Origin of the sequence: Rhizobium rosettiformans W3 (assembly GCF_004912135.1) — a bacterium.
Lineage (GTDB): Bacteria > Pseudomonadota > Alphaproteobacteria > Rhizobiales > Rhizobiaceae > Allorhizobium > Allorhizobium rosettiformans.
Genome location: NZ_STGU01000008.1, coordinates 143,309 through 169,408 on the forward strand (window position 1 = coordinate 143,309; position 26,100 = coordinate 169,408).

Annotated in this window: 22 protein-coding genes and 1 pseudogene; 9 read left to right on the forward strand and 14 right to left on the reverse strand. The window is 62.2% G+C overall.

Annotated elements, in window-relative coordinates; genetic code table 11:
- Positions 1-83: 83 nt before the first annotated feature.
- On the reverse strand, positions 84-1,154 hold the full coding sequence (locus FAA86_RS15500) for a LacI family DNA-binding transcriptional regulator (RefSeq protein ID WP_136542036.1): 1,071 nt from the start codon (positions 1,152-1,154) through the stop codon (positions 84-86).
- Between the two features lie 240 nt (positions 1,155-1,394).
- Between FAA86_RS15500 and FAA86_RS15505 the strand changes: the two genes are divergently transcribed.
- Positions 1,395-2,294: a helix-turn-helix domain-containing protein gene (locus FAA86_RS15505; RefSeq protein ID WP_136542038.1), complete on the forward strand. Its 900-nt coding sequence runs from the start codon at positions 1,395-1,397 to the stop codon at positions 2,292-2,294.
- 41 nt (positions 2,295-2,335) lie between these two features.
- Here the strand turns inward: FAA86_RS15505 and FAA86_RS15510 are convergent, their stop codons facing one another.
- Positions 2,336-4,483, reverse strand: coding sequence for a TonB-dependent siderophore receptor (locus FAA86_RS15510; RefSeq protein WP_136542040.1), 2,148 nt, complete (start codon positions 4,481-4,483; stop codon positions 2,336-2,338).
- Positions 4,484-4,831: 348 nt separating this feature from the next.
- On the opposite strand from FAA86_RS15510, the pseudogene FAA86_RS15515 reads away from it, so the two are divergent.
- The 5 genes and pseudogenes from FAA86_RS15515 (at position 4,832) to FAA86_RS15530 (ending at position 9,759) form a co-directional block, all read left to right on the forward strand.
- Positions 4,832-5,772: pseudogene (locus FAA86_RS15515) on the forward strand (iron-siderophore ABC transporter substrate-binding protein).
- Positions 5,769-6,812, forward strand: a complete 1,044-nt coding sequence (locus tag FAA86_RS24845; RefSeq protein WP_183954684.1) for a FecCD family ABC transporter permease — start codon at positions 5,769-5,771, stop codon at positions 6,810-6,812. Before FAA86_RS15515 ends, FAA86_RS24845 begins: the two are co-directional and overlap by 4 nt.
- 11 nt (positions 6,813-6,823) lie before the next feature.
- Positions 6,824-7,864 (forward strand): FecCD family ABC transporter permease, encoded by a 1,041-nt coding sequence (locus tag FAA86_RS15520; RefSeq protein ID WP_377344434.1) that lies wholly within the window; start codon positions 6,824-6,826, stop codon positions 7,862-7,864.
- Positions 7,861-8,682: an ABC transporter ATP-binding protein gene (locus FAA86_RS15525; protein ID WP_136542044.1), complete on the forward strand. Its 822-nt coding sequence runs from the start codon at positions 7,861-7,863 to the stop codon at positions 8,680-8,682. Before FAA86_RS15520 ends, FAA86_RS15525 begins: the two co-directional genes overlap by 4 nt.
- A 3-nt stretch (positions 8,683-8,685) precedes the next feature.
- Entirely contained in the window at positions 8,686-9,759 is a 1,074-nt protein-coding gene (locus FAA86_RS15530) for a siderophore-interacting protein (protein ID WP_136542046.1), read from the forward strand.
- A gap of 48 nt (positions 9,760-9,807) precedes the next feature.
- On the opposite strand, the gene FAA86_RS15535 is transcribed toward FAA86_RS15530, so the two are convergent.
- Both FAA86_RS15535 and FAA86_RS15540 read right to left on the reverse strand, forming a co-directional pair.
- Complete coding sequence (locus tag FAA86_RS15535; RefSeq protein WP_136542048.1) at positions 9,808-11,073, reverse strand: glycerate kinase type-2 family protein; 1,266 nt, start codon at positions 11,071-11,073, stop codon at positions 9,808-9,810.
- Between the two features lie 28 nt (positions 11,074-11,101).
- Positions 11,102-11,725: a TetR/AcrR family transcriptional regulator gene (locus tag FAA86_RS15540; protein WP_136542050.1), complete on the reverse strand. Its 624-nt coding sequence runs from the start codon at positions 11,723-11,725 to the stop codon at positions 11,102-11,104.
- 128 nt (positions 11,726-11,853) lie between these two features.
- On the opposite strand from FAA86_RS15540, the gene FAA86_RS15545 reads away from it, so the two are divergent.
- Positions 11,854-13,890 (forward strand): NADH:flavin oxidoreductase, encoded by a 2,037-nt coding sequence (locus FAA86_RS15545; RefSeq protein ID WP_136542052.1) that lies wholly within the window; start codon positions 11,854-11,856, stop codon positions 13,888-13,890.
- Positions 13,891-14,002: 112 nt separating this feature from the next.
- Here the strand turns inward: FAA86_RS15545 and FAA86_RS15550 are convergent, their stop codons facing one another.
- Both FAA86_RS15550 and FAA86_RS15555 read right to left on the reverse strand, forming a co-directional pair.
- A complete protein-coding gene (locus FAA86_RS15550; RefSeq protein WP_136542054.1) occupies positions 14,003-15,082 on the reverse strand; it encodes an FAD-binding oxidoreductase in 1,080 nt (359 codons plus the stop codon).
- Positions 15,072-16,325, reverse strand: coding sequence for an aromatic ring-hydroxylating oxygenase subunit alpha (locus FAA86_RS15555; protein ID WP_136542057.1), 1,254 nt, complete (start codon positions 16,323-16,325; stop codon positions 15,072-15,074). The genes FAA86_RS15550 and FAA86_RS15555 overlap by 11 nt, the downstream gene beginning before the upstream one ends.
- A gap of 118 nt (positions 16,326-16,443) precedes the next feature.
- Between FAA86_RS15555 and FAA86_RS15560 the strand changes: the two genes are divergently transcribed.
- The gene (locus FAA86_RS15560; protein WP_136542059.1) at positions 16,444-17,349 is read left to right on the forward strand and encodes a LysR substrate-binding domain-containing protein; all 906 of its coding nucleotides are present in this window, start codon (positions 16,444-16,446) and stop codon (positions 17,347-17,349) included.
- Between the two features lie 58 nt (positions 17,350-17,407).
- Here FAA86_RS15560 and FAA86_RS15565 read toward each other — a convergent pair whose 3' ends face one another.
- Together FAA86_RS15565 and FAA86_RS15570 are read right to left on the reverse strand one after the other, a co-directional pair.
- Positions 17,408-17,911: an MgtC/SapB family protein gene (locus FAA86_RS15565; RefSeq protein WP_136542061.1), complete on the reverse strand. Its 504-nt coding sequence runs from the start codon at positions 17,909-17,911 to the stop codon at positions 17,408-17,410.
- 84 nt (positions 17,912-17,995) lie between these two features.
- Positions 17,996-19,459, reverse strand: coding sequence for an alanine/glycine:cation symporter family protein (locus tag FAA86_RS15570; RefSeq protein ID WP_136542063.1), 1,464 nt, complete (start codon positions 19,457-19,459; stop codon positions 17,996-17,998).
- A gap of 334 nt (positions 19,460-19,793) precedes the next feature.
- On the opposite strand from FAA86_RS15570, the gene FAA86_RS15575 reads away from it, so the two are divergent.
- Positions 19,794-20,003, forward strand: a complete 210-nt coding sequence (locus tag FAA86_RS15575; RefSeq protein WP_136542065.1) for a hypothetical protein — start codon at positions 19,794-19,796, stop codon at positions 20,001-20,003.
- A gap of 45 nt (positions 20,004-20,048) precedes the next feature.
- On the opposite strand, the gene FAA86_RS15580 is transcribed toward FAA86_RS15575, so the two are convergent.
- The 6 genes from FAA86_RS15580 to FAA86_RS15605 all read right to left on the reverse strand — a co-directional run bounded on the left by FAA86_RS15580 (position 20,049) and on the right by FAA86_RS15605 (position 26,099).
- Complete coding sequence (locus FAA86_RS15580) at positions 20,049-20,375, reverse strand: helix-turn-helix domain-containing protein (RefSeq protein WP_136542067.1); 327 nt, start codon at positions 20,373-20,375, stop codon at positions 20,049-20,051.
- A 163-nt stretch (positions 20,376-20,538) separates the two neighbouring features.
- A complete protein-coding gene (locus tag FAA86_RS15585) occupies positions 20,539-22,278 on the reverse strand; it encodes an ABC transporter ATP-binding protein (RefSeq protein WP_136542069.1) in 1,740 nt (579 codons plus the stop codon).
- Positions 22,275-23,129, reverse strand: a complete 855-nt coding sequence (locus tag FAA86_RS15590; protein ID WP_136542071.1) for an ABC transporter ATP-binding protein — start codon at positions 23,127-23,129, stop codon at positions 22,275-22,277. Before FAA86_RS15590 ends, FAA86_RS15585 begins: the two co-directional genes overlap by 4 nt.
- A complete protein-coding gene (locus FAA86_RS15595) occupies positions 23,126-24,196 on the reverse strand; it encodes a FecCD family ABC transporter permease (protein ID WP_136542073.1) in 1,071 nt (356 codons plus the stop codon). The genes FAA86_RS15590 and FAA86_RS15595 overlap by 4 nt, the downstream gene beginning before the upstream one ends.
- Entirely contained in the window at positions 24,193-25,260 is a 1,068-nt protein-coding gene (locus FAA86_RS15600; protein ID WP_246035102.1) for a FecCD family ABC transporter permease, read from the reverse strand. The genes FAA86_RS15595 and FAA86_RS15600 overlap by 4 nt, the downstream gene beginning before the upstream one ends.
- On the reverse strand, positions 25,257-26,099 hold the full coding sequence (locus FAA86_RS15605) for a siderophore-interacting protein (RefSeq protein ID WP_136542075.1): 843 nt from the start codon (positions 26,097-26,099) through the stop codon (positions 25,257-25,259). The genes FAA86_RS15600 and FAA86_RS15605 overlap by 4 nt, the downstream gene beginning before the upstream one ends.
- Position 26,100 lies beyond the last annotated feature (1 nt).

Here is a 26,100-nt window from a genome sequence, read left to right on the forward strand (position 1 = left end):
GGAGGACAGCCAAGAACATTTTTACTAAATATTTTGTGCGCTGCGGTAAGTGCTTGGGATTCCGCAACCTCCCGTCGCAAGACCTAGGAGCGGGCCGGCTTCCGGGCACTTGCGCGCCAGACCATTTCGGTCGGCAAGGTCACATGCTTGGAATAGTCGCGACCATTCAGCCGCTCCACCAAAAGATCCACCGCCACCTCGCCGATCAACTCGCCGGGGATCCGCATGGTCGAGAGCGGCGGCGTCAGGAACTGCGCAACGGGAATGTCGTTAAAGGCAACGACCGCGACATCATCGGGAATGGAAAGCCCTGCCTCCTGAATGGCCCGGTAGGTCCCAATCGCCATGTTGTCGTTCGCCGCCACGATCGCATCCGGCGGTGTGTCGAGGGCAAGCAGCGACTTCGCCTGCTGATAGCCTGTTTCCAGACGAAGGTTCTGCCCGAACCGCTCGCTCTGCCCCAGCGCCAGCAGCTCCGGCTGATAACGGCCACGCTGTTCATGCCACTCGATGAAGGCCTTGCAGCGCTGCTCGCCATGCATCAGCGCATCATTGTCCATCAGCTCATAGCCCCCGACGAAGCCGATCCGCTGGTATCCGGCACTGTCGAGACTGTCGAGGATTGCCACCGTTGCCTCACCCAGATCGGCTCGAACGCAGTCGAACTGCGGCATGCGGGGATTGTAATCCGCCATCACGAGATGCGGGCAGACCTTGGCCATCGCCTCGATCTCGGCCTTCGGATGATGCCCGACCACGAGGGCAGCGGAGATGCCGGTCAGCATGGCGAGATCGACCGGCACATCCGGATTGAACACGCGCGCGATCTCGATCTTGTATTCGCGACAGCGCGCTTCGATCCCCAGTCGTACGCCGACATAATAGGGATCGACAAGTTCTTCGTTCGGCGCAAGGAAGTGAATGACGGCGATATTGGCAGAAACCTCGGCATGGCTGCCCATGGGGATCGCAAACGGCGGCAGCTGGGCGCCCTTGCGCGCCCGCGGCGTCGCGTAGTTCAGCGCCTCGGCCGTTTCGATGATCGCCTGCCGCTTGGCCTCGGAGACCGACAGGGTGTGGTCATAGTTCAGGACCCGGGAGACGGTGCCCGAAGAGACGCCAACGGCCTTCGCAATTTCCTTGATTGTTACCATCGCGGCCGCTCCTCCTCACCCACATCCGGAAGCAGTGGTAAACCTCCAGAAAATATTTACTAGGCCAGTCACTGCGCAGACACAACCGCTTGATGACAGGTCGGAGGGCATCCACATCGGCAGAATTAACCTGAGCTGAAATATCATCTTTCTTGACGCAGCAGCTATTCTGCCTAAAGGTGGCGGCAGCCGCCTCAAGGCGCACCAGTCCGCAAACCGTAAAGCGCGGGACCCCCGACAGTGACCTACCTTCACTCCATGCAGTCAGAGATCCATGGCATCCGGGCGTTGAGCCCCGCCAGGTGGCGGTCGCTCGATGGCATCGTCGGCGTTCACTGGGACGCGGAGGGACAAGCAGGCGCGAGCGGATATTACCTGTCGCCCGATCCGCGCATCATGCTGTTCTTCACGGACGTTTCGGATCAAATCAAGGTTGCCGACCGCGCTGCTGATCTGAGTAGGCGTGACCGCGGCCTGTGCCGGGCAGTTTACGTGCCGGCCGGCGTGCCCATGTGGACACGCTTCACCAAGCCCCACCGCTTTTCCCATCTCGATCTGCATCTGCATCAGGATCGCCTGATGCGCTTCCTCTCTCCGGCGATCGGCAGCTCTTCGGCGCGGACGGCGCTGCGCAAGCCGATCGAGCTTCCCGATCCCGGCCCGATCGCAGCTTTGGCCAGTCTCGTGGTCGACGAGCTCTCACCCGAGGCACGTCATCCGGCTTTTGCAGAAAATTTGGTCGGCAGCATCGTCACCGGCATGCTCGCCATGACGGTCGAGACAGAAGAGACGGTGGCGAAGACCGGCCGGCTCACCCAGGCACAGATGAACCGGCTCACGGCCCATTTCTCGATGAATGGCGAACAGCGGATGACGGTGTCGGACATGGCAGATCTGGTCGGCCTGTCCGAAAGCTGGTTCGCCACCGTCTTTCGCGAGACCACGGGCAAGACACCGCTTCAATGGCAGCTGTCACGCCGGATCGAAGCGGCCCGCGAGCTTCTCGACGATGAGGCACTCAGCATCGCCGAAATCGCAGCCCAGTTCGGCTTTTCGGACCAGGCCCACTTCACCAAGGTTTTCCGCCAGTTCACCGGCGACACACCAGCCGCCTGGCGCAAACGAAGCGACCGTCTCTGAGAAATGCCCGGCTGGATCAAATCCACCCGGGCAAGTTGGCCTCACCAGGTCTGGCGGATCGTCGCATAGATCGCCCGGCCGGGATTGTAGAAGTCCGCACCATAGCCGGCATTTGCAATGTATTTCTCGTCGAACAGATTGCTGACATTCAGTTCGAAGCTTGTGTTCTCGCGGATCTTGTAGGTCATTGCGGCATCGAAGACGAAGTTGCCGTCAGTCGAACCGGTATTCTCATCCGTGTAGAAGTAGGAACCGATGTACCGCACGCCCCCGCCAACAGTCACGTCGCCACGCTGACCGTCTCCTTCGATCGTGTAGTTCAGCCACAAGGACGCTGTTTGGCGCGGCACCATTGCCAGTTCGTTGCCCTCGTTGCCTGACGTTCCGTTTTCGATGATTTCGGATACAAGATAGGAGTAACCACCAGTCAGGCTGAGATTGTCCGTCACTTCCGCCTTGGCTTCCAGATCGATGCCTCGAACTCGAACTTCACCGATCGTCTCTGACAGGGCCGTCGAGGGGTTTGTCCGGGTGATGTTGTTCTTCGTCAGATCATAGATCGATGCGGTGAATAGAGCCGGGAAAGCATCAGGGCTGTATTTCACACCCAGTTCCATCTGCTCGCCGCGTTCCGGAGCGACGCCGATGCTCGGTGGTGCGACGGATTCCGCATAGCTTGCATAGACGGCGAACTCTTCGGTCAGGCGATAGGTCGCTCCGATACGCTTGGACAACTCGCTGAAATCGTCGGAACTGTTGGTGGTGATCGGAGAGCCAGTGGAATACCATTGGGTGTCGACAGACGACAGATCCATCCAGTCGTTCCGTAGACCGACGGAAAGGATGAGCTTGTCTGCAATCGTCGCCTCCTGCTCAACGTATAGGCCGACCGTCGACTGCTTGCTGACATCGGCAACGTAAGGCGTGGCATAGCTCGGAGCACCACTATAGACCGGGTTGGTCCAGTTGATGTCAGGCGCACTCGTATAGTAGGTGGTGCCTGTCCCATCATGCCGCTTGTAGTCGAGACCAACCAGGGTTCGGCTGTCTACGACGCTGAAGTTCGCATCGTATTGGACATGTGCATCGATGACAAAGTCCTCACGGCTCTGCGCATTGCCGTAATAGGCTCGGCTCACCGTCGTCCCGGCATAGTCCGGTGAGTTATCCTGGACATAGGCATAGCCAAAGCCCGTATTCGACTTGCTGTAGCGGGCATTCGAACCGAAGGTCAGACCGTTTCCGAAGTCGTGATCGAACAAGACGCTGAAGGTGTTGCGGTTCGTGACATCGTAGTTGTAGTCGGGTTCACCGAGGAACACACTGCGATCGAGGTCGGTGCCAATCGGATGCCCGCCACCGCCAGGAACGCTGTCGCGGTTGAGGTGATCGTAAACGACGCTGAGGCTTGTCATGTCGGTCGGCCGCCATGTCAGGCCACCCATGATGAACTTCTCGTCGTCCTGTGAGAAATCGTACTCCTTGTCCGCGTTCTGCAACTTGCCGGTCAGTCGATACGACAGGGTGTCGTCTTCGGTCAGGTTGTCGCCGAAGTCGAAACCGACCTCACCGTGCTTGTTCGATCCGGCCGTGCCATAGACCTCACCGAAGCGCCCCGTCTTGGGCAGCTTCGTCGCATAATTCAGAGCACCGCCAGGATCGGATACCCCATAAGCGGTTGAACTCGCACCTTTCAGCACTTCCACACGCTCGAACGCATAGGGCTCCTCACGGATGCCGCCAAAGGGGTCCCCCAGCGTCAGACCGTCACGATATGCCCAGGCGTCGAAGCCGCGGATCTTGTAGTAGTCGAAACGATCGTCCGAACCGTAAAAGTCCGCATTCACGGCCGGCGTATACTGCAGCACTTCTTCGATGCTTTTGGCCGCACGCTGCTGGATCTCCTTGGCCGTAACCACCGAAACCGAAGCCGCGGTGTCCATGATGTCTGTCGTCAACCGGCTACCGGCAGCAGCGTCTCGAGCAACCACCGTCTTGCTGTCGTCAGCCTGGCCGGCCCCTTCGACGGTGATCGTCTGCAGCACCGTCGAGCCGTCGTCTGTCTCCGCATCCTGGGCGATGGACCGCTGCGGCGCGAATGCGACGAGGGCGGTGCAGCCGAGCAGGATTGCGGTGCAGTAGCGAACGGAAATCTTTGCGCTGGCGCCGGTGGTTTTGGTCCTGACCATGTTTCTTTCCAACAAAATACGTGTCCCACTGATCACCCGGTCGCCCACCTCTCCATCATCGATGCTCAAGAGGTCCAGCGATGCATGCCCGTCCCTCGGCAGGCCTCGGTTGGACAACCCGGTTTGCCCCATTAACTGGAGAATTAAAATCCAGTATTGTAACTTTTTCGGCTTTGTAAGATTCCCCGGAAAATCCAAGAGACCGGGCTCCTGACCATATCTTGGTGCTTGACGTCACGGCATGAAGCTGAGACGGACAATCAAGTTTTAGCCGTTTGAGGGAGCCGTTCGATGCGGATCAACCCACGCCATCTGTTTCTCCTATCGACCATGCTTTTCCAGAGCCTGATGGGTTCCTCTGCCATGGCGCAGGAGAAGGAGAGCTTCCCGGTTGAGATCACCCATGCCTTTGGCACCACAGTCATCGAAAAAAGCCGGCTCGCGTCGCAACCGTGGCCTGGGCTAATCACGAAGTGCCCTTGGCGCTCGGCATCGTGCCGGTCGGCATGGCCGCTGCCAATTTCGGCGACGATGACGGGGATGGCGTCCTGCCCTGGGTCGCCGAGAGGCTGAAGGAGCTTGACGCGCAGACGCCTGACCTGTTCGACGAAGGCGACGGCGTTGATTTCGAAGCGGTCGCGGCGACGGAGCCGGATGTTATCCTTGGCGCCTATTCCGGCCTGAGCCAGGCGGAATACGACACGCTCAGCCAGATCGCACCTGTTGTCGCCTACCCGCAGGCGCCATGGTCCACGGATTGGCGCGAAACGATCCGCATGAACAGTGCGGGACTGGGCATGGCGACCGAAGGCGAGGCCTTGATCTCAAACATCGAAGGAAAGATCGCCGCAGAAGTCGCGAAATATCCCGAACTGAAGGGCAAGACGGCCATGTTTGTCACCCATCTGGATGCGACCGACCTCAGCCTCGTCAACTTCTACACCACCCAGGACACCCGCGTCCGCTTCTTCCAGGACCTCGGCCTCGCCATGCCGAAAAGCGTGGCGCGCGCCTCCTCAACCGGCAGCTTTGCCGGGTCGATCAGCGCAGAACGGGTCGATGATTTCGACGATGTCGACATCCTGGTCACCTATGGCGACCAGACGCTTCTCGCGGCGATGAGGGCCAATCCGCTCCTCGCCCATATGCCGGCAGTCCAGCACGAGGCGATTGTCCTTCTCGGACGCGATCCTGTCGGCACTGCCGCAAACCCCACCCCGCTGTCGGTCACCTGGGTCCTGCCGGACTATGTGCGACTGCTCGCCGAGGCGGCACGGAAAACCGAATGAGCACTGCGAAGACCGCCGCAGCCCCTATCTCCTTTTCACGCGCCGGAGCAGCCGGTAGCCGCGTGGTCTGGCTGCTGGCACTTTTCGCCGCCGTGGGCATTCTCGCGCTTGCCTCGCTGATGATCGGCACGCGAGATGTGCCTCTTGCGGAAGTCCTCTCGGCGTTGCGCGGCGAAACGCAGACCATAGCCCAGGCCGCCGTGTCGGCACGCATACCCCGAACTGTCTTGGCCCTCCTGGCCGGAGCAGCGCTGGGACTCGCAGGCGCCGTCATGCAGGGCGTCACGCGCAATCCGCTGGCCGATCCCGGCATTCTCGGCGTCAATATCGGCGCCTCGCTTGCGGTCGTCATTGGTATCGCCTGGGTCGGCATCACCTCCTCTCAGGCCTTCGTCTGGACCGCGATAGCAGGCGCTGGAATGACGGCAGTCTTCGTCTACCTCATCGCGTCACTCGGTCGTGGCGGCGCAACCCCGCTCAAGCTTGCGCTCGCGGGTGCGGCAACCTCGATCGCCTTCTCCTCCCTGGTCATCGCCGTCGTCCTGCCGCGAGCCGACATCGCAGGCGGCATCCGCTCCTGGCAGATCGGTGGCGTCGGCGGCGCCACATTCGACCGCATGCTGCCCGTTCTCGCCTTCTTCGCAGTCGGCTTCCTCATCTGCCTCCTCTCTGCCCGTCGGCTGAACTCCCTGGCACTGGGGGATGAACTGGCAGCAGGTCTTGGAGACCGTGTCGCCTTCGCCCGTGCCAGCGCCACGCTCGGCGCCATCCTGCTCTGTGGCGCAACGACCGCGCTTTGCGGCCCGATCGGCTTTGTCGGCCTCGTCGTGCCGCATGCATGCCGCCTATTGGTCGGTCCGGACCATCGCTGGCTCCTGCCCTTCTCAGCCCTTGGCGGTGCAGCCCTTCTCACCGCGAGCGATATCGCCGGCCGTATCGCCGCACGCCCGGCCGAACTCGATGTCGGTATCGTCACGGCGCTGATCGGAGGTCCCTTCTTCATCCACATCGTCCGCCGGCAGAAGGTCAGGGACCTGTGACCGCGTCTTTCATCTCCACCTCCAGCGCGGCCACGCAGCGGTTCGCCGCATCTCGCCGTAGCGACCTTCGAAAGCGGCGCCTTCTGCTCGGCGCCATGACCTTGGCCATCGCGGCGATCGTCTTCGCCAGTCTCGTGATCGGCCGATCCCTCACGCCGCCGGCAGATGTCATCCGCGTTCTGCTCGGTGAGGCGGTTCCGGGCGCAAGCTTCACCGTCGGCCAGTTGCGGCTGCCACGGGCTCTGACGGCACTGGCCGCTGGCATGAGTTTTGGCCTTGGCGGAGCAGCCTTCCAGACCATGCTACGAAACCCGCTGGCAAGCCCGGATATCATCGGCATCAGTTCTGGTGCCAGCGCCGCCGCCGTCTTTGCAATCGTCGTCCTGTCGATGAGCGGCCCTGCCGTTTCGATCCTGGCCATTGCGGCCGGGCTTGGCGTCGCAATCCTCGTCTACGGCCTCTCCGCCCGTGACGGTGTCGCCGGTCCGCGCCTCATCCTTGTCGGCATCGGCGTCTCCGCTATGCTCGAAAGCATCATCGCCTATGTCCTGACCCGTGCCCCCGGCTTCACGCTCCAGGAAGCATTGCGCTGGCTGACCGGCAGTCTGAATGGCGCGCAGATGGAACAACTCCTTCCCCTGCTCCTGTCTCTGATCGTCTTCGGTGGCATCCTGTTCATGAAAGCGCAGGATCTGGAGGCGATGCGCGCCGGCGAAGAGACCGCAGCAGCCCTTGGCGTCAATGTCGGCCTCGTCAGGATCCTTGTGATTGTCTCGGCCGTCGGGCTGATTGCGACCGCCACCGCCGTCACTGGCCCGATTGCCTTCGTCGCCTTCCTGACCGGGCCGATTGCGGCCCGCACCATCGGTCGGCGTGGCTCCATACTCCTGCCATCGGCCCTTGTCGGCGCCGGCCTCGTCCTCATCGGCGATCTCGTCGGCCAGTTTCTCCTGCCCGGCCGCTACCCCGTGGGCGTGGTGACCGGCGCCCTCGGCGCACCCTATCTCATCCTGCTGATCATCAGCGTCAACCGCGCGGGAGGTAAGTCGTGACGGACACACGTCTCGAAGCCCGGAACCTGTCGGCCGGCTACGGAAAGAACCTCGTTCTGGAGGAACTCGACCTCGAAGTGCCGACCGGCCAGATCACCGCCATCGTCGGCGCCAATGCCTGCGGCAAGTCCACCTTGCTGAAGGCCATGTCGCGGCTGATCGCGCCTCGCAACGGCGAGGTCGTGCTTGATGGTCAGGCCATCCATCGGGTGCCGACGCGCGAACTCGCGCGCAAGCTCGGCGTCCTGCCACAGTCGCCGGTGACCCCTGAAGGCATCACCGTTGCCGATCTCGTCAGCCGTGGCCGTCATCCGCATCACGGCCTCTTCGCGCGCTGGACAAGCGCCGATGACGAGGCCGTTGCCGCCGCACTCGAAGCGACCCAGACGCTCGCGCTCTCGGATCGTCCGCTGGACGAACTCTCCGGTGGCCAGCGGCAGAGAGTTTGGATCGCCATGGCACTGGCACAGGAAACCGAAATCCTGCTGCTCGATGAGCCCACCACCTTTCTCGACATCAACCATCAGGTCGAGGTGCTCGATCTTTTGACCGATCTCAACCGTAGCCGCGGCACGACGATCGTGATGGTGCTGCACGACCTGAACCTCGCCGCGCGCTATGCCGATCACCTCGTCGCCATGCTCGCCGGTCGCCCGCATCTGACCGGACGGCCGGAGGAAGTCTTAAGCGAAGCCATGGTCCGCGATGTCTTCGGCATCGAAAGCCGCATCATGACCGATCCCACCTCTCAAAGGCCGATGATGTTGCCGATCGGCCGTCATCATGCCCGCGCGCAACAGTCCTCAATCGGAGCCTGAACCATGACCGACCTCCAATCCTTCGAGCTGTCCGGTATCGCCCGCCCCGTTAACGTGACGGCCATGCTGGACGAGATCTGCGAGCATTTCGTCGAACATGCGGAAGTCACCCGCCAGGAAGACAAGGCCGTTCTGTCCTCGTCCCACGCACGGATCGAGCTTCTACCGAAGCCGGATCATCTGGAGATCCGTCTCGCCTGCGGCAGCGACGAAGAGCTGGAATCGACCCGCACGATGTTTGCCGAGCATCTCTACTATTTTGCCGGCGAAGAACCTTTCTCGCTCGATTGGTCGAAGCCTGCCCCGAAGGTCCAGCCGGCCAATCTTCAGGAAGCTTTCGTGGTCTCGACCGCGCAGGTGACGCCCAGAATGCTGCGGGTGACACTGTCAGTCGAAGATGTCACGCCGTTCGTCGATGGCGACATCCACGTCCGCCTGCTCGTACCACCCCATGGGCGCGCCCCGGTCTGGCCGACCTTGCGGGCCGATGGACGCATCGACTGGCCGAAGGGTGAGGACAAACTTCTCGTGCGCATCTACACGATCCGCTCGGTCGATGCGGCACAAGGCCAGATCACGATCGATTTCTTCCAGCATCCCGCAGAAGGTGTCAGCACACCGGGCGCCGACTTCGCCCGCGACGCAATTGCGGGAACACGGGTTGCCATCATCGGGCCCGGCGGCGGCAGCTTGCCGGAGGCTGGGAAGATCCTCTTTGCCGGTGACGAAAGCGCCCTTCCCGCCATCGCCCGCATGATCGAGGAAGCATCTCCCGGAACCCAGATCACGGCGATCATCGAAGTGGAGAACAAGGCCGAAGAGCAGACGATCGTCAGCCATGCGGACTTCAGCATCGAATGGCTGCACCGCGGATCCTATGCCGAAGGCACCAAGAACCAGCTTGCCGAGCGCGCCAAGGCCGCGATCGATCGCATGCCGGCGGATAGCTATGTCTGGTTCGCGGCTGAAAAAGCTGCGATGCGCAGCGTCAAGGCGCATCTGGCCTCGCGCGGCCACGACCGCAAGCGCCAATACGTCGCCTGGTATTGGGAAGAGGGCAAGCACGCCGACGAGTGATGCGTGGCCCAAGGGTCGGCTCACAGATGAAGCCGGCTTACTGGTCAGTCATGCCGTGCCCTGGATCAGGATCGCGCGGAAGTCGTTGACATTGGTGAGGGTCGGCCCGGTCACCACCTGGGCATCGATCTCAGCAAAGAAGGAATGCGCGTCGTTCCACTGGAGCGCATCTTGCGGGTCGATCCCTCTTGCCGCTGCTTTTTCCAGCGTATCAGGCCCGATCACGGCACCAGCAACCTCTGCGGCCCCGTCCACGCCGTCCGTATCACAAGCGAGCGCATGGATACCCTTGGCGCCACCGAGCGCGATGGCAAGCGCCAGGCAGAACTCGGCATTCGGCCCGCCGACGCCATCTCCCCGGCGCGTGACCGTCAGCTCGCCGCCGGACAGGAGCAGGATGGGCGGATCACCAACTTGCATGGAGCGTTGAAGGGCAATGGCCTCGCGGGCCTGCGCTGCCGCGACGGTCCGCGCCTCGCCCTCCAACGCATCCCCGAGCAGGCGCACGTCGCAACCTTCAATCCTGGCCAAAGCCGCCGCAGCCTCGAGCGATTGGCGAGGCGCTGCGTAAATCACGTTCTTCGTGCGCGAAAGGCGCGGATCGTCAGGTGCGATAACGCCTGAGCCTTTCTTGAGCGCGTCTTTCACGGAGGCGGGAACCTCGACCTGCCATTGCTCGATCACCGCCAGCGCATCCGCCGGCGTCGATGGATCACCGACGGTCGGGCCTGAACCGATAAAGGCTGGATCGTCCCCCGGCACATCGGAAATGATCAATGCCAGCAGGTCCGCCGGCCAGGCAGCGGCCGCCAATTGGCCACCCTTGACCCGGCTTAAGTGCTTGCGCAGCGTGTTCATGCGGTCGATCGGGGCGCCGGACGCCAGGAGTGCCTGATTGACCGCCTGCTTCTCCGCCAGCGACACGCCGGGTACCGGTTGCACGAGCAGGGCCGACGCGCCGCCCGAAATCAGCGCCAGAACGAAATCCCCCTCTTGAGCGCTGTCTGCGAGGGACAGCATCCGTGCCGTCGCCTCCAGTCCCGCGGCATCCGGCACCGGATGAGCCGCCTCGACGATCTCGATACCCTGGCAAGGTCTTGCATAGCCGTAGCGGGTGATGACGAGTCCCTCGCAGGGTCCCCAGGCCGCCTCGACGGCTTCCGCCATGCGGGCACTGGCCTTGCCGGCACCGACGACAATGATCCGGCCCTTTGGCGTCTCCGGCAGAAAATCCTTCAGTGACCGCATTGGATCGGCCACCTCGACCGCACGGTCGAAGAGTTGTCGCAGAAACGGTTCGGCTTGCTCGATCATACCTTGTCCCTTGCCGCCCCGATCCTGGTCAGCCCGCTTTGTGCCGCGCCAGGAAACGGTCCATTTCCCGCGGCTCGGGTGCCGTGCCCGTGAAGATCGCCACATATTCCGGAATGCGCTTCAATCGCAGATCGAGGTCTTCCTCGGTCTGCATGGAGATATAGCCGATCTGCACGAGATAAAGCGTCCGGGCTCTGACATCCGCAGCAACAGGCTCATGGCCGAAACGTTCGAACATGCGCCCCAGCGCTGCAAGGCGTGCGTTGTCAGCGGCCTGCACCTCTCTTAGGATCTCTTCCGATTGCAGCGCCCAGCTCCGGATGGCGAATTCGAATTTGGCGTCGAAGAGGTCCCTGTCGAGCCAGCAATCAAACACGTTGAGCGTCGCTTCCGCGATGCTTTCCGCATAGGCTTCCGCCTGGCGGATCAGATTGCCGGTGTTCTTGTCCCGCCACCGCGCGATCAAAGCCGCCAGCAGTTCCTCGCGATCCCTGAAGAACCAGTAGAAGCTGGTCCGCGAAAGCTTCAGCCGTTTGGCGAGCGGCAGGATCTTGACCGCATCCACCCCGCCTTCGAGCAAGGCGTCATAGGCAGCCTCGAGCCACCCGTCGATTGAACCACGCCATCCAGTGTCGCCCGCGATCTCGTCCATCTCCCTGTCCTAGAACAGCACGCGGAACGACGCAACGCTGCAGCAGGTGAATTGTACATGGCCGTACGTAAAATTGACATAGGTGTACATTTCAGCTTAGCATGCCGCATCCTCGAACGGAGCGCGCCATGTCCAACGATCCCCTGCTGCAACCCTTCCAGCTGAAGCACCTCACGCTGAGGAACCGCATCATCGTCACCTCGCATGAGCCGGCCTATCCGGAAGACGGCATGCCGAAGGAGCGTTACCGCGCCTACACCGTGGAGCGCGCAAAGGGCGGCGTGGCGCTCACCATGACGGCAGGCTCCGCGGCGGTCTCGAAGGACAGCCCGCCGGTGTTCAACAACCTGCTGGCCTACAAGGACGAGATCGTTCCCTGGGTGCGCGAGATGACCGATGCCGTTCACGAGGCCGGCGCTGCCATCATGATCCAGCTCACGCATCTTGGCCGACGGACCCGCTGGGACAAGGGAGACTGGCTGCCGGTCGTTGCCCCCTCTCATCTTCGCGAGCCGGCGCACCGCGCCTATCCGAAAAAGATCGAGGACTGGGATATCGAGCGCATCATCAAGGACTTCGCCGACGCGGCCGAGCGCATGAAGGCCGGCGGCATGGACGGCGTTGAACTCGAAGCCTATGGCCACCTGATCGATCAGTTCGCGTCACCGCTGACCAACGAGCTCGACGGCCCCTATGGCGGCGCGCTGGAAAACCGCATGAAGTTCTGTTTCGACGTCTTCTCGGCGATCCGAAAACGGGTGGGCGAGGATTTCATTCTGGGCGTGCGCTACACGGCCGACGAACAGCTGAAGGGCGGCACGAGCAAGGCGGAAGGATTGGAGATTTCCCGCCTGCTGCGCGACAGCGGCCTGATCGATTACCTCAATGTCGTGCGCGGCCATATCGACACCGACCCCGGGCTGACGGACCTCATCCCCATTCAGGGCATGGCCAATTCCCCGCACCTCGATTTTGCCGGCGAAATCCGTGCCGCGACCAATTTCCCGACCTTTCACGCGGCCAAGATCCCCGACGTCGCGACGGCGCGCCACGCCATTGCGGCCGGCAAGGTGGATATGGTCGGCATGACCCGCGCGCACATGACCGACCCCCACATCGTCCGCAAGATCATGGAGAAGCGCGAGGAAGACATCCGCCCCTGCGTCGGCGCCAACTACTGTCTCGACCGCATCTATCAGGGTGGCGCGGCCTACTGCATTCACAACGCGGTAACCGGACGTGAACTGTCCCTGCCGCACGAGATCCCGAAGGCAGAGAGCCGCCGCAAGATCGTGATTGTCGGCACCGGCCCCGGCGGCATGGAAGCCGCGCGTGTCGCGGCCGAGCGCGGTCACGAGGTCGTTGTCTTCGAGGCGGCCGACAAACCCGGCGGCCAGATCCGCCTGACCGCCCAGAGCCCGCGCCGGCGCGAGATGATCAGCATCATCGACTGGCGCATGGCGCAGTGCGAGAAGCTGGGCGTCACCTTTCACTTCAACACCTGGGCGGATGCTGGCACCGTGCTGGCAGAGCAGCCGGACGTCGTGGTGATCGCCACGGGCGGCATGGCGCATACGGAGGTGCTGGAGGAAGGAAACGAGCTTGTGGTCTCCGCCTGGGACATCATCTCGGGCGACGTGAAGCCCGGCACAAACGTGCTCATCTTCGACGACGCCGGCGATCATTCGGGTCTTCAGGCCGCCGAGATCATCGCCGCGACCGGCGCGAAGGTCGAGATCATGACACCGGATCGCTCCTTCGCGCCCGAAGTCATGGCCATGAACCTTGTTCCCTACATGCGCTCGCTGCAACAGAAGGACGTCACTTTCACCGTGACCTTCCGCCTGCAATCCGTAACGCGCGACGGCAATCGCCTGGCGGCCCAGGTCGGCAGCGACTATGGCGGCATCGATCAAACCCGCTTCGTCGACCAGGTCGTCGTCAACAACGGCACCCTTCCGCTCGACGACCTCTATTTCGAATTGAAGGGGCTCTCCTCCAACGGCGGGGAAGTCTCCTATGACGATCTCATTGCCGGCAATCCGCAGCGCGTGGTGCGTAACCCTGAAGGCACATTCCAGCTGTTCCGGATCGGCGATGCAGTCGCCGCCCGCAACACCCATGCCGCCATCCATGACGCCCTGCGGCTGGTGAAAGATCTGTAGTCGGCAGAGGCGATCGGCCATCGGCAAGGGAGCCGGTCGACGAAAAAGAACGCCCGCGTTAAGCGGGCGTTGAGGTAGGCACGATGCGGGATCGTGGTCCGGGAGAATGCACTTATCGATCGACCACGAGATCGGTCAGAGGCCTGGAACAACAGGGCAGGAAGAAGCCGGCATCGATCTCGCGCTGACGGATCCCGCCTTCGTGCTTCATGTCGACGAGACCACTGACGAGCTTCGACTTGCACGTGCCGCAAATGCCGTTGGCGCAGGATGAGGGGATGCGAACACCCATTTTCTTCGCGCAGGACAGCACAGTCTGCCCGGCATCGACATCGAGCACTTTAGCCTGCTTCAGAAACTGTACCTTGTAGCTGACTGCAGCCGCCGGCACCTCCGCGACGACTGCCGGATTATCGACGACGGACGCGTCGAAGCTCTCCTCCAGATACCGATCCGCGCCGACGCCGAGTTCTGCGCAGATCGTGCGTGCCGCCGCCATGAACGGTGCGGGTCCGCAGCAAAGGACGTGCCGCGTGGCGATATCCGCCACCATCAACGACAGCAATTCCCTGGAGATCCGTCCGCTCAGACCCGACCAAGCGGCATCGCCGGTCAGCACCTCCGGCAGGAAAACGAGCCTCAACCCCTTCATGCGGCGCGCCAGAACGACAAGCTCCTCGCGAAACAGCAGATCGAGCGGCGTGCGGCCGGCATGCAGAAACACCACATCCACCGGTTCGGCCCTGTCTGCCATCTCCCGCACCATCGCCATGACGGGCGTGATCCCGGAGCCGCCCGAAAGCATCAGGTACTTCGCCGCCTCCGGGCGAATGAACTTGCCCATCGGGCCCGACGCCCGCAGATCCATGCCGGCTTTCAGAGTGTCGTGCATCCAGTTCGACACCTTGCCGCCCGCCACCCGTTTGACGGTCACGGTAACGGCGTTCTGGCGCAGGGGAGATGAGGAGATGCTGTAACAGCGGCCATTCTCCTCATCATCGATGCCGGGCTCGAACAGGAAGTACTGCCCCGCCTTGAACGCAATCCTCTTGCCCTGCGGCGATGCCAGCGTGAAGCTTTTGACATCGTGGGTCTCGTCGTGGACATCGAGACAGACCAGTCTGTCGTCTGTTTCGGGATCCCACACGTCGCTGGCGACAGGGCGGGACATGGTTTCGCCGTCAGTAGCCATGGGCGCGCATCCGATCGATGTACCAGGTGGCGAAGTCGTCGAGTGCGCGCTCGCTGAAGCGAGAATAGGGGCCCGGCTCATAGGCCGGATCGCTCACCCCGGCCTGCGACCGGGCCACCAGATCGGCATCCTGGTTGGTGGTTTCGATCCACACATGCGTGAGCTTGTGCAGGTCATAGTCGACACCCTCCACCGCGTCCTTGTGGACCAGCCACTTGGTGCGCACCAGCGTCTTGTCGGCAGAGAGCGGAATGACCATGGCCGTGACAGCATGGTCGCCCATGAAGTGGTTCCAGCTGTTATGGCCCCACAGGTGTGTGTCGCCCAGATCCTTGCGGGTCATCTTCCCGAGAAGTTTCGAAGACGCCGCCGTTGCATCCTCTGTCTGGGACTCGCCAGCACCGGCGATGATCAGCCGCTGGGTGCGGAAATTGGTCTCGCAGTCCCGCACCTGCTCGACCGTGGCGGATGGAAAACCGTCCGCTTCCCAGGCCTTGGTGCGCTCGGCATAAATGGCAAAATGCGCCTCAGCCTGTTCCCGATCCTCCGCGCTCAGGCTCTCCGGATCGAAGCCGAAGTCCAGATCGACGAAGGAGACGCAGAGCTCGGGGTGATTGGCCGAGCAGTGGTAACACTCGCGATTGTTTTCCATCGTGAGCTTCCAGTTGCCCTCTTCGATGACATCGACCTGATGGGCGACCTTCGCATTGCGCAGATCGTAGGGCGCGAGACGCGCGCGCATCACTTCGTCGAGGGTCTCGATATCCTTGGGCGCCTCGTCGGCCAGACAGATATAGATCAGCCCGCCGATCGACTTGAACTGGACCGGCTTCAGGCTGCGGCAGCTCTTGTCGAAATCCTTGCCCATATGCGGCGCATAGGAGAGTGCACCATCGAGCTCGTAGGTCCACTGATGATAGGGACAGACCAGCTTCGAGACGACCGTCGGGCCAGCGTCGAGGATGCGGGCGCCGCGATGACGACAGACGTTTCGGACCACGCGGATCTCGTTCTCGTCGTCACGCAGAAGGATGACGCTGATTTTGCCGATATCGATCACGACGGCATCGCCTGCCTCGGGCACTTCGCATTCGAGGCCGACATAGATCCAGTGCCGCATGAAGAAGACGTCGAGATCGGCTTCGAAGACATCATCGCGCGTGTAGAGACCCGCGGGCAGCGAATGGCCGTCAGCACGTGCGTCGAGAAGCGAGGAAATGGGGGAGGCGAACCGGTTGAGCATAACACACCCTTATCTGAGGATATGCCGATCATGGCAGAGAGAAAGGGGTATTCAACTGCACAAATAGGTCAGCTTGACATTACCTGAAGTCATGCGACTTTGACCTCGGGAGATCGACATGAAGAGCTTGCGACGACAGCTTCCGCCAATGACCGCCCTGATGGCGTTCGAAGCCGCGGCACGGCTATTGAGCTTCACCAGAGCGGCGGAGGAATTGGGGGTGACGCAGGCTGCGGTCAGCCGCCAGATCCATGCTCTGGAAGAAGACTTCGGCTTGCCTTTGTTCAACCGCCTGCATCGCAAGGTGACCTTGACTGCGCAGGGCCAGGCACTCGCCGCAGCGACCAGCAACGCCTTCGGCTTGATCGCCGATGCCGCCTCGGATCTCCGCCAGGGGAGCAATGACGATCTGACAATCTCGGCCACGGTGGCCTTTTCGCATTTCTGGCTTTTGCCGCGGATCTCGGAATTCTCCCGCCGTCATCCGGACACGACGCTGCGGATCGTCAGCCAGGATGCCATGCCGGCTCTCGATCAGGGCGACGTGGATGTCGCCATTCGCTTCGGCGAGGGCAACTGGCCCAATGTTCAGGCGGAAAAGCTGTTCGACGATCTCGTCTTCCCGGTCTGCAGCCCGGAATTCGCGCTGTCGCTCGATCCGGATCTGCCGCCGGAAGACCTGATCCGTAAGCCGCTCATTTCACACGAAGCCGATGACCCGATGTGGATCGGGTGGATCGAATGGCTGAGCCATTTCGGCGTCACCACCACCGGCCGGCTGAAAGGCATGCGCTGCAGCTTCTACACCGAGGCCATCTACGCCACCCTGAACGGCCAGGGCATCACGCTTGGCTGGAACCGCCTCGTCGGTGACCTGATCGACCAGAACCGTTTGGTCAGACTGGGGGATGCCTCGCTGGTGCCGAAAGGCGGCTATTACGTTCTCGTGCCAGCAAAGCGCCGACAGAGCCAGGCGCTGCAGCAATTCATGACCTGGCTCTTCGAAAGCCATTCGGGGACGTGACACGGCGGCCACGCTGACAGCCGAGCCGGTAGCACCATCTGTTTAAAACCTGACGGAGCTACTTCAGCGGCTTTTCCGGTTCACGGACAGGCTCTGAGGCCTTCGGCAGGATGAAGGGAACGGCGGCCAGGATCAGATAGACGACAAAGGTGGAAAGGATGGCCGTCGCCTCGAGCCCGAGGCCAGCGATCACACCGATCGCGGCCGTCGCCCAGATATTGGCGGCGGTGGTGAGACCTTCGACCTGACGCTGCGCCGAGCGAACCAGAATGGCGCCGGCGCCGAGAAAACCGATCCCCTGAACAACGCCCTGCAGGACACGCGAGAGATCGCCGATCGCCATCCCCGCCTGCTGGGGACCGATGACGAAGAGCGCGGCACCCACCGCTACCAGCATATGGGTTCGCACACCGGCACTTCGCCCCTTGCGCTCGCGCTCATATCCCAGAATACCGCCGAGCACTGCTGCGATCGCCACACGGACAGTCACGCGAACGATGGTCGACGCATCCGGCAGATCCGAGAACTCACTGACGAGTGTCGCCCAGATTTCTTCTAGCATGGTGCGTCCCTCATGCGCGTCAGAGCCGCAACGGTCCCGACCGGGCGCTCTCCGACGCGCTTCCGGCAGCCATCATCCCGATGCTCAAGCTTTGGCAAGTTCGCCATCCCCTGCGGCCACGGTATTGCGTGCATGAGGCCAGGCGGCATGATCGAGATCGAGCTCCGGAAATGCCGTCGGCTGGAAGACGGGCCGCGCCACGCCAGCCTTCAACTGGGCACGGAAGTCGTCGAGGATGCGCAGCGCTACGGGGAACAACATGATGATCGCCATCAGGTTGACCACCGCGAGCAGCCCCATCAGCGGGTCGGAGAAGAAGAAGACCGCTGTCGCACCCGGAGCGGTGGCCCCGAGGAAGACGACGACGACGATGGCGAGACGCAGCGCATGCAGGGCGCCCACCTTCGACGTCATGACCTTCAGCGCGGTCTCGCCGAGATAATAGTTGTAGATGATCGAGCTGAAGGCAAAGAGCAGGATCGCGAATGTCAGAAAGTATTGCGCCCAATTGCCGACCTGGCTGACCAGCGACTGCTGGGTCAGCACCACGCCATCCACGCCTTCCACGCCCGGCTGATAGACGGGGCTGAGCAGGATGATGAAGGCGGTGCAGGAGCAGATGATGATCGTGTCGACAAAGACCGAGAACGACTGGGTGATGCCCTGGCTGACCGGATGGCGAACATCGGCGGTCGCCGCGACATTGGGGGCAGAACCGAGACCCGCCTCGTTGGAGAAGAGACCGCGACGCAGCCCCTGTGCGAGGGCGGCGCCGAAGCCACCGGCGACGGCCTCTTCCAGCCCGAAGGCATTGGCGATGATCGACCAGATCACGCCGGGCACGGCGGTGATGTTGGACGCAATCACCAGCAGCGCCAGACCGATATAGATGAAGGCCATGATCGGAATGATCACATCGGCAACCTTCGCAATGCGTCGAATGCCGCCATAGACGATGAAGCCCGTGATGATCGCAAGCAGGATACCGCTCCACAACCGGTCGACACCCAGACTGTCATTGACGGCGCCCGCAAACGTATTGCCCTGGAAAGCATTGAAGCCGAAGGCAAAGGCAAGCATCAGGCAGATGGCATAGACAATCGCCAGCCACCGATATTTGGCGCCAAGGCCGTAGATGATGTAGCTGGCCGGTCCGCCCCGATAGGTGCCGTCGCCGTTGGAGCGCTTGTACAGCTGCGCAAGCGTCGCCTCCACCAGACTGGTCGCCATGCCGATCAGCGCAACCGCCCACATCCAGAACACCGCACCGGGGCCACCCAGCGTGATGGCAACCGCAACACCGGCAATGTTACCACCACCAACACGACCGCCGACCGAGACGAGAAGTGCCTCACGGGCGCTGATCGCGTTCGGATCGCCACTCTGGTTCTTCGAAGACAGCACGCGGAACATGCGGGTGAAGTATTCGATCTGAACGAAGCCGCTCATCACGGTGATGAAGACACCGAAAACAACCAGAATGGGAATGAGTGCCCATCCCCAGGTCAGGTCCTCGATCAGCCCGAAAAAGCCGGTGATGAAATCCATAGGCTATGCCCCCCGCAAGTCAGTTACCCCGCCACCCGGCCTTTCGAAGCGCCACCTGCCGATCACGCGGCTCGATAGACAATCTCCTCCGGTCGGATGGCACCAGAAGCAGTGTGAAAGTGCGAAAACGCGAATTGTTCCATCTTGAACTGCAGTGAGAGGATCAGAATAAGTCGCGACTTACGCACCAGCTCCATCGTCGAACCCTTCATACTGACGGTGATCTCGCCAACTTCTGCGGCTCCACAGACGGGAAAATAACCCTTGAAAAAACAGGGTTGGACAGAGCGACCTTTTTTGGGCTTATTGCTGGAAACCGTGTCAGGAGCGTGCCGTGCTGCATCATACCGACGACACCATTATTCAGATCGCATTGGACAGACTCGACGACAGCTCGGAGGACGTGCGCAGGGTCGTGACCGATCTCGTGATGAGCGGCTTCAACGACGTCGACGAACTCGTCGAACTCGCCGGCATCGCCCGGGACAGCATTCTGTCCCTGCGTGAGGACACTTCGGCCGCGACGGCAACCCATCCGGGTTGAGTCGCCCGCTCAGGCGGCTGCGATCGAAGTCAGCAACAACTTAGATCACCCGCCTGCACCGAACGGCCCGTTCTCGGCCATTTCGGGATATTGCACAGTCTCTTGGCTATCCGTATCGACGGTGGTCGTTGAAGGCACTGAAAGCCGGATACCGACACCGCCGGCAGCGCTGGTCGCTCGCTCGTCGATGAAGCTGATCCCCGCATCTTCCAGAGGGGATCTGAGCGCAGTGAGGGCTGCCTCATCGCCATCGTTGCCGCCGGTTTCGATCGACTGCAATGCCTCCGCCGCTAGCTTTGCCCGTCGAGCAAGCTCCTCCTGCGTCAGGCCAAGCAGCACGCGAGCCGCAGCGATCTGTCGTCCGGTGATCATCGATATTTCTCCAGGTGATGAGAGCGATCAACAGCAACCCGCCGCTGAAAGTTCCATCGCCCCTTTGGGAGCCTCTTCCCCGTAGGACTATCCGATGAGCCAGACGAAGGCTCCGCCAACGATAATGAAGGCGAGGCGCTCTGGTCGCTCCCCGACCTTGAGGTCACTGACGCGCAACGCTTCCCGCATGCAAATCGTGCAGGTACCGATATCGCCCGTCCCGGAGATCGAGGAGTTCGAGGGGATGTCCCTGCTCGGCAATGCGCCCTTTCTCGATAACCACGACCCGATCCGCATGGGCAACGGTGGCGAGACGGTGTGCCACGACGAGCGTCGTGCGCCCTTTCGCTAACTCTGCGAGGGACTGCTGGATCGCACGTTCCGTTTCAGTGTCGAGCGCCGACGTCGCCTCATCGAGGATCAGGATAGGCGGGTTCTTTAGAAAGATGCGTGCAATGGCCAGTCGCTGTTTCTGACCTCCAGAAAGCTTTACTCCCCGCTCTCCTATAACAGTATCAAGGCCTGCCGGGAGCGAGGTGATGAGGCTGTCCAATTGCGCACGACGGGCCGCCTCCAATATCTCCGCTTCCGTGGCTTCGAGACGGCCGTAGGCGATGTTCTCGCGGATTGTGCCAGCGAACAGGAAAACATCCTGAGCAACGATCCCGATATTCGATCGCAGCGACTTCAAGGTCATGTCACGAACGTCGATCCCGTCGATCAGGATCGCGCCTTCCGTCACCTCGTAGAAGCGCGGCAGGAGCGAGCAAACCGTCGTCTTGCCGGCACCCGACGAACCGACAAAGGCAACCGTCTCCCCCGCCTTGATCGTCAGATTCAGCTGCGTCAGAACAGGCTTTTCAGCCTGGTAGCCGAAACTGACATTGCGATAGACGATTGCCCCGTCCAGGCGTGCGACCGTTTTCGCAGCCTCGGCATCCGCGATATCCGGCCTCGTATCAAGAAACTCACAATAGCGCTGAAAACCGGCGAGACCTTTGGGATAGGTCTCAATGATCGAGTTGATCTTCTCGATCGGGCTGAAGAAGACGTTGAGCAGCAACAGGAAGCCGACGAAACCTCCGGCTGTCAGGTCCCCGCGCACCACGAACCATGCGCCTGCCAGCATCACGACAACCTGCACGAAGCGCATCGACAGATAGGAAAGCGACATTGACGCCGCCATCACACTGTAGGCCTGAAGCTTCGTCGATAGATAATTTTGATTGTTCTGCGCAAACAGCGCCCGTTCGTGATCCTCGTTGGCGAAAGCCTGAACGACCCGAATGCCGCCGACATTCTCCTCGACGCGGGCGTTGAACTCGGCCACGCGGCCATAAAGTGCGTGCCAGGTCTGCGTCATCCTCTGCCCATAGACGGTCGTGAGAATGGCCGTGACAGGCACGAGGATTGCCGTGACGAGCGCCAGCGGCACATGCACCCACAGCATCAAAGCCAGGGCACCGACCAGTGTCATGATGGCGATGAACAGATCCTCAGGCCCGTGATGGGCCACCTCCCCGATCTCTTCCAGATCCTTCGTGAGCCGCGCCACCAGATGCCCGGTCTTCTGATTGTCGAAGAAACCGAAAGAGAGTTTCTGAAGATGATCGAAGGCCTTGCGGCGCATCTCGGTCTCGATCCTCAGCCCAAGCATGTGTCCCCAATAGGTCACGATGACCTGGAGCCCGGCGTTGACGACGTAAATGAGGAGCAGGCCGAGCGACGCCAGCACGATCAGGCCAAGCTCGTTCGTAGGGAGCAGCCTGTCGATGAAGATCGTCACCGCCACGGGAAATGCCAGCTCCAGCAATCCGGCGGCAACGGCGGAGGAGAAGTCGAGGAAAAACAGGCGGCCATGGGGACGGTAGTATGCAGCAAACCGCGTCAGGAGGTCCTTCATGACGCCGTCCTCTCCTTGTCGAGACACCGATCCACAGAGGTATCAGCCGACATGGCGCGTCCCCTTGGCACAATCAGCGGCGAGCCGGCGACCGGATCGCGGATGATGACCGAGGCGAGGCCGAACACCTCCTCGACCAGCTGTTCCGTGACGATCGAAGACGGTTGGCCTTCCGCAAGGACCGCGCCATTCTTCATGGCGATCAGATGCGTGGCGTAGCGGCAGGCTTGGTTGAGATCATGAAGCACGGCAACGATCGTTCGGCCTGCAGCGTTAAGATCGGCAAGCAGTTCCATCAGTTCGATCTGGTGGGCGATATCGAGGAACGTGGTCGGCTCGTCGAGCAGCAGGATCGGCGTCTCCTGCGCCAGGACCATGGCAATCCAGACACGCTGCCGCTGCCCGCCGGAAAGCTCGTGCATCAGCCGCCCGGAGAGCTCTGCAACCCGCGTTGCTTCCATCGCCCTGATCACCGCCTCCTCATCCGCCTTCGACCATTGGCGCAGGAAGGACTGGTGTGGGTAGCGCCCCCGCGCCACCAGATCCGCCACCGTTATGCCCTCCGGTGCGCTGGAGGACTGCGGCAGAAGGCCAAGGCGGCGCGCAAGCTCTTTCGGCGGCAGATCACGGAGGCTCCGTCCATCGAGGATCACCTGGCCCGCGGCGGGAGCGAGCAAGCGCGACAGCGCGCGCAGCAGGGTGGATTTTCCGCAGGCATTCGGCCCGACGATGACGGTGAAAGCCCCGTCGGGAATGGCAACCGAGAGTTCTCGCGAGATGGTGCGCTCGTCGTATCGCAGGGTGATGGTGTCGGCGTACAGGCGGTCGGAGACGGATAAGGGATTGGTCATTTGCGACCCTCGCGAATGAGAAGAAAGAGGAAGTAGAACCCGCCGATGCTGACCGTCATCACGCCGACCGGAAGCTGCTGGCCCAGCGCATGTTGGGCAGCCCAGTCTGCGGCAAGCAACAGCAGCCCCCCTGTCAGGCCTGAGAAGAGGAGCGCAACACCTGCAGAGCGGGTCAAGCGGCGGGCAATCTGCGGGGCGCAGAGTGCTATGAAGGAAATCGGTCCCGCGGTGGCTGTGACAAGCGCCGTCAGTGCCACGCCGAGCACCATCAGCAACAGTCGAGTACGCCCTGCATTGACACCGGAGGCACAGGCGATCTCCTCCCCCAGCTCAAGCTGACGCATCGGGCGGGAGAGAAGCAGCGTCAGCGGCAAAAGAAGACAAAGCGCCAGCGCGACAGGCCGGAGTTGCTCGGTCCCAAGTCCGTTCAGCGAACCCGCCCCCCAGATCGCAGCGGCCATGGCAACCTGAAGATCCGCCTCGCGGATCATCCAAGCATTGAAGGCCGAGAGCATGGCAGCAACACCGATACCGACGATGATGAGCCGAAAGCCCTGCACGCCCTGCCGCCAGGCCAGCAGATAGACGGCGGCGGCCGTCACGATGCCGCCCACCAGCGCGCCAAGCGCTGTCTCGTAATATCCCCCGGAGGCCATGAGGATCACCAGGAGCGCGCCGGTATAGGAGCCCGCCGAGAAGCCGATGATATCCGGTGAGCCCAGCGGATTGCGCGTCAGGCTCTGGAAGATTGCCCCGCTTGTGCCGAGTGCCGCCCCCAGCAGGATGGCCAGCGCCACGCGCGGCAGACGCCATTCCACCACGATCATGCGCACCATGTCCTCGCCCCGCCCGGCAAGCGCCCAGAGCACTTGCGACGGCGCAATGGGGTATTTTCCGCTAAGGAGCGACAGCGCGGCAAGTGACGCAATGAGCCCCAGCAGCACCAGCGTCAGGATGAGTGTGCGACCGTCCAGCCGCAATGACAGGCGGCCAGATCGCAGGCGCAGCACAAGCGAGGAGCGACCGGAATCGAGGGTCTGAGAAGGATGCGAGGATGGCGCTTTCATAGCCCACTCACCTGTCTGCGCCGTGCCAGCGCGATCAGCACGGGCGCGCCGAGGAAGGCGGTGACCACGCCCGCCTCCAGCTCACCCGGAGAGAGCACGAGCCGCCCGGCAATATCGGCTGCCAGCATCAGCGCCGCGGAGTAGATCATCGTCATGGGAACAATCCACCGCTGGTCCGGCCCGGTGAACCAGCGCACCACATGCGGCACCATCAGACCGACAAAGCCGATCGGGCCGCAGGCGGCAGTTCCCGCACCAGCCAGAAGTGTCACGGCAACCAGCGTCAGGATGCGCGTGCGCACAAGGCTTGCCCCGAGCGCGCGGGCGAGATCCTCACCAAGTGCCACGGCATTGAGCGAACGAGCGGTCATGAGCGCGATGACCAGGCCAAGGCCGATAAAGGGGGCGACGGCAAAAACGACATCCATGTCGCGCCCGGCCACCGATCCGACCGACCACTGGCGCATGGCATCGAAGGCCTGCGGGTTCAACAGAGTGATCGAGGAGCCGATGCCGCCCAGCACCGCCGACAGCGCCACACCCGCAAGCACCAGACGCACCGGGGTTGCGCGATCGCTCCCGGTCAATCCCCCACCCGCCGTTCCGAGCCCATAGACCGCGAGCGTCACCAGCATGGCCCCGAGAAGCGCGAACCAAAGGTAGGCGTTGACCGAGTGCAAACCCAGCAGTCCGACGGCAAGCGTCACGAAGAAAGCCGCCCCGGCATTGACGCCGAGAATGCCCGGATCCGCCAGAGGATTGCGGGTCGCCACCTGGATCAGCGCGCCCGACACCCCGAAGGCCATCCCGCACAGAAGCGAAAGCAGCGTGCGCGGCAGGCGGGAATCGACAATCACGATATGGTCGACCGAATTGCCGTCAAAGGCAAACAGGGCGTCGAAGGTAGTTGAGAGAGCGACAGGCCGCACCCCGATGAGAAGGCTGGTGATCGACAGGGCCACCAGAAGGCCAAGACCGAAGACAATCCCGGCCATACGCGCAGCAAGCCCGGCCCTCACGGCAGGCGCTTTCTCGCCGGCCTTGATGGAAAGCGCTTCGTTCAAACTCTGGCCTGCCCTTCGATCCAGTAGCCGACCGCATCGATGCGGCGCTTGTCAAAACCGAGCGCATCGCGGAAATGCTTGCGGCACTCCGAAACCGCTCTGGCTTCGCCGGCGATATAGATATAGCCCGGCCCCTCCGGCAGCGTGGTGATTGCGCGCGCGATGCGCGAAAGCTCCGTATAGCCCGGCCGCTCCGGGCGCAGTCCGTGGCAGGCGTGCCAGGTCACCTCCACATCCGCCACCGTCTTGATCAGCTCTCCGATCTCCTGACGATCGGCATCCGACGGGATCTCCACGTGCACCACCGCGCGGAAGCCTTGAGGCAATTCCTCCAACACACGGCCGACGGCGGGCAAGCCGGTGATATCCGTCAGCATCAACAGCCACCGGCTGCCCTTCGGCAGCCAGAACCTGCCTTCCGGATTGCAGATGCCGACGATATCGCCGACCTTGGCCGCCATTGCCCAACTGGCCGCAACCCCGCCCTCATGCACCACCATGTCGAGCACCATCTCGCAGGTCAGGGCATTCCAGCGGCGCACCGTATAGGGCCGGTTCGGCGCATAATCCGCCCCCTCCGGCATCTCCCACCGGCCATTGTCGCCGAGCACCGGCAGCACCACTGGCGTTGCATCATCTGCCGGCACCGCGAGGCGCACCCACTCGTCCGGATGGCCGCTTGGCAAGAGCCGCTCCCCGCCATCCAGCTTCAACACCACACGGATCATCGACGGTGTCAGACGGCCGATCGACACCACGGAAGCAAGGAAATTGTCCTCCACATAGGCTTCGTGATCGTGATCCTCGGCGCCAGAGAGAGCATGCGCGTTCGCGTGCATT

Coding starts and splice junctions, on each gene's coding strand:
- FAA86_RS15550 (WP_136542054.1), bottom strand. CDS start 15,082: ATGGCTACTGACGGCGAAACCATGTCCCGCCCTGTCGCCAGCGACGTG.
- FAA86_RS15545 (WP_136542052.1), top strand. CDS start 11,854: ATGTCCAACGATCCCCTGCTGCAACCCTTCCAGCTGAAGCACCTCACG.
- FAA86_RS15595 (WP_136542073.1), bottom strand. CDS start 24,196: ATGAAAGCGCCATCCTCGCATCCTTCTCAGACCCTCGATTCCGGTCGC.
- FAA86_RS15500 (WP_136542036.1), bottom strand. CDS start 1,154: ATGGTAACAATCAAGGAAATTGCGAAGGCCGTTGGCGTCTCTTCGGGC.
- FAA86_RS15605 (WP_136542075.1), bottom strand. CDS start 26,099: ATGCACGCGAACGCGCATGCTCTCTCTGGCGCCGAGGATCACGATCAC.
- FAA86_RS15530 (WP_136542046.1), top strand. CDS start 8,686: ATGACCGACCTCCAATCCTTCGAGCTGTCCGGTATCGCCCGCCCCGTT.
- FAA86_RS15590 (WP_136542071.1), bottom strand. CDS start 23,129: ATGACCAATCCCTTATCCGTCTCCGACCGCCTGTACGCCGACACCATC.
- FAA86_RS15585 (WP_136542069.1), bottom strand. CDS start 22,278: ATGAAGGACCTCCTGACGCGGTTTGCTGCATACTACCGTCCCCATGGC.
- FAA86_RS24845 (WP_183954684.1), top strand. CDS start 5,769: ATGAGCACTGCGAAGACCGCCGCAGCCCCTATCTCCTTTTCACGCGCC.
- FAA86_RS15535 (WP_136542048.1), bottom strand. CDS start 11,073: ATGATCGAGCAAGCCGAACCGTTTCTGCGACAACTCTTCGACCGTGCG.
- FAA86_RS15570 (WP_136542063.1), bottom strand. CDS start 19,459: ATGGATTTCATCACCGGCTTTTTCGGGCTGATCGAGGACCTGACCTGG.
- FAA86_RS15510 (WP_136542040.1), bottom strand. CDS start 4,483: ATGGTCAGGACCAAAACCACCGGCGCCAGCGCAAAGATTTCCGTTCGC.
- FAA86_RS15565 (WP_136542061.1), bottom strand. CDS start 17,911: ATGCTAGAAGAAATCTGGGCGACACTCGTCAGTGAGTTCTCGGATCTG.
- FAA86_RS15555 (WP_136542057.1), bottom strand. CDS start 16,325: ATGCTCAACCGGTTCGCCTCCCCCATTTCCTCGCTTCTCGACGCACGT.
- FAA86_RS15560 (WP_136542059.1), top strand. CDS start 16,444: ATGAAGAGCTTGCGACGACAGCTTCCGCCAATGACCGCCCTGATGGCG.
- FAA86_RS15540 (WP_136542050.1), bottom strand. CDS start 11,725: ATGGACGAGATCGCGGGCGACACTGGATGGCGTGGTTCAATCGACGGG.
- FAA86_RS15580 (WP_136542067.1), bottom strand. CDS start 20,375: ATGATCACCGGACGACAGATCGCTGCGGCTCGCGTGCTGCTTGGCCTG.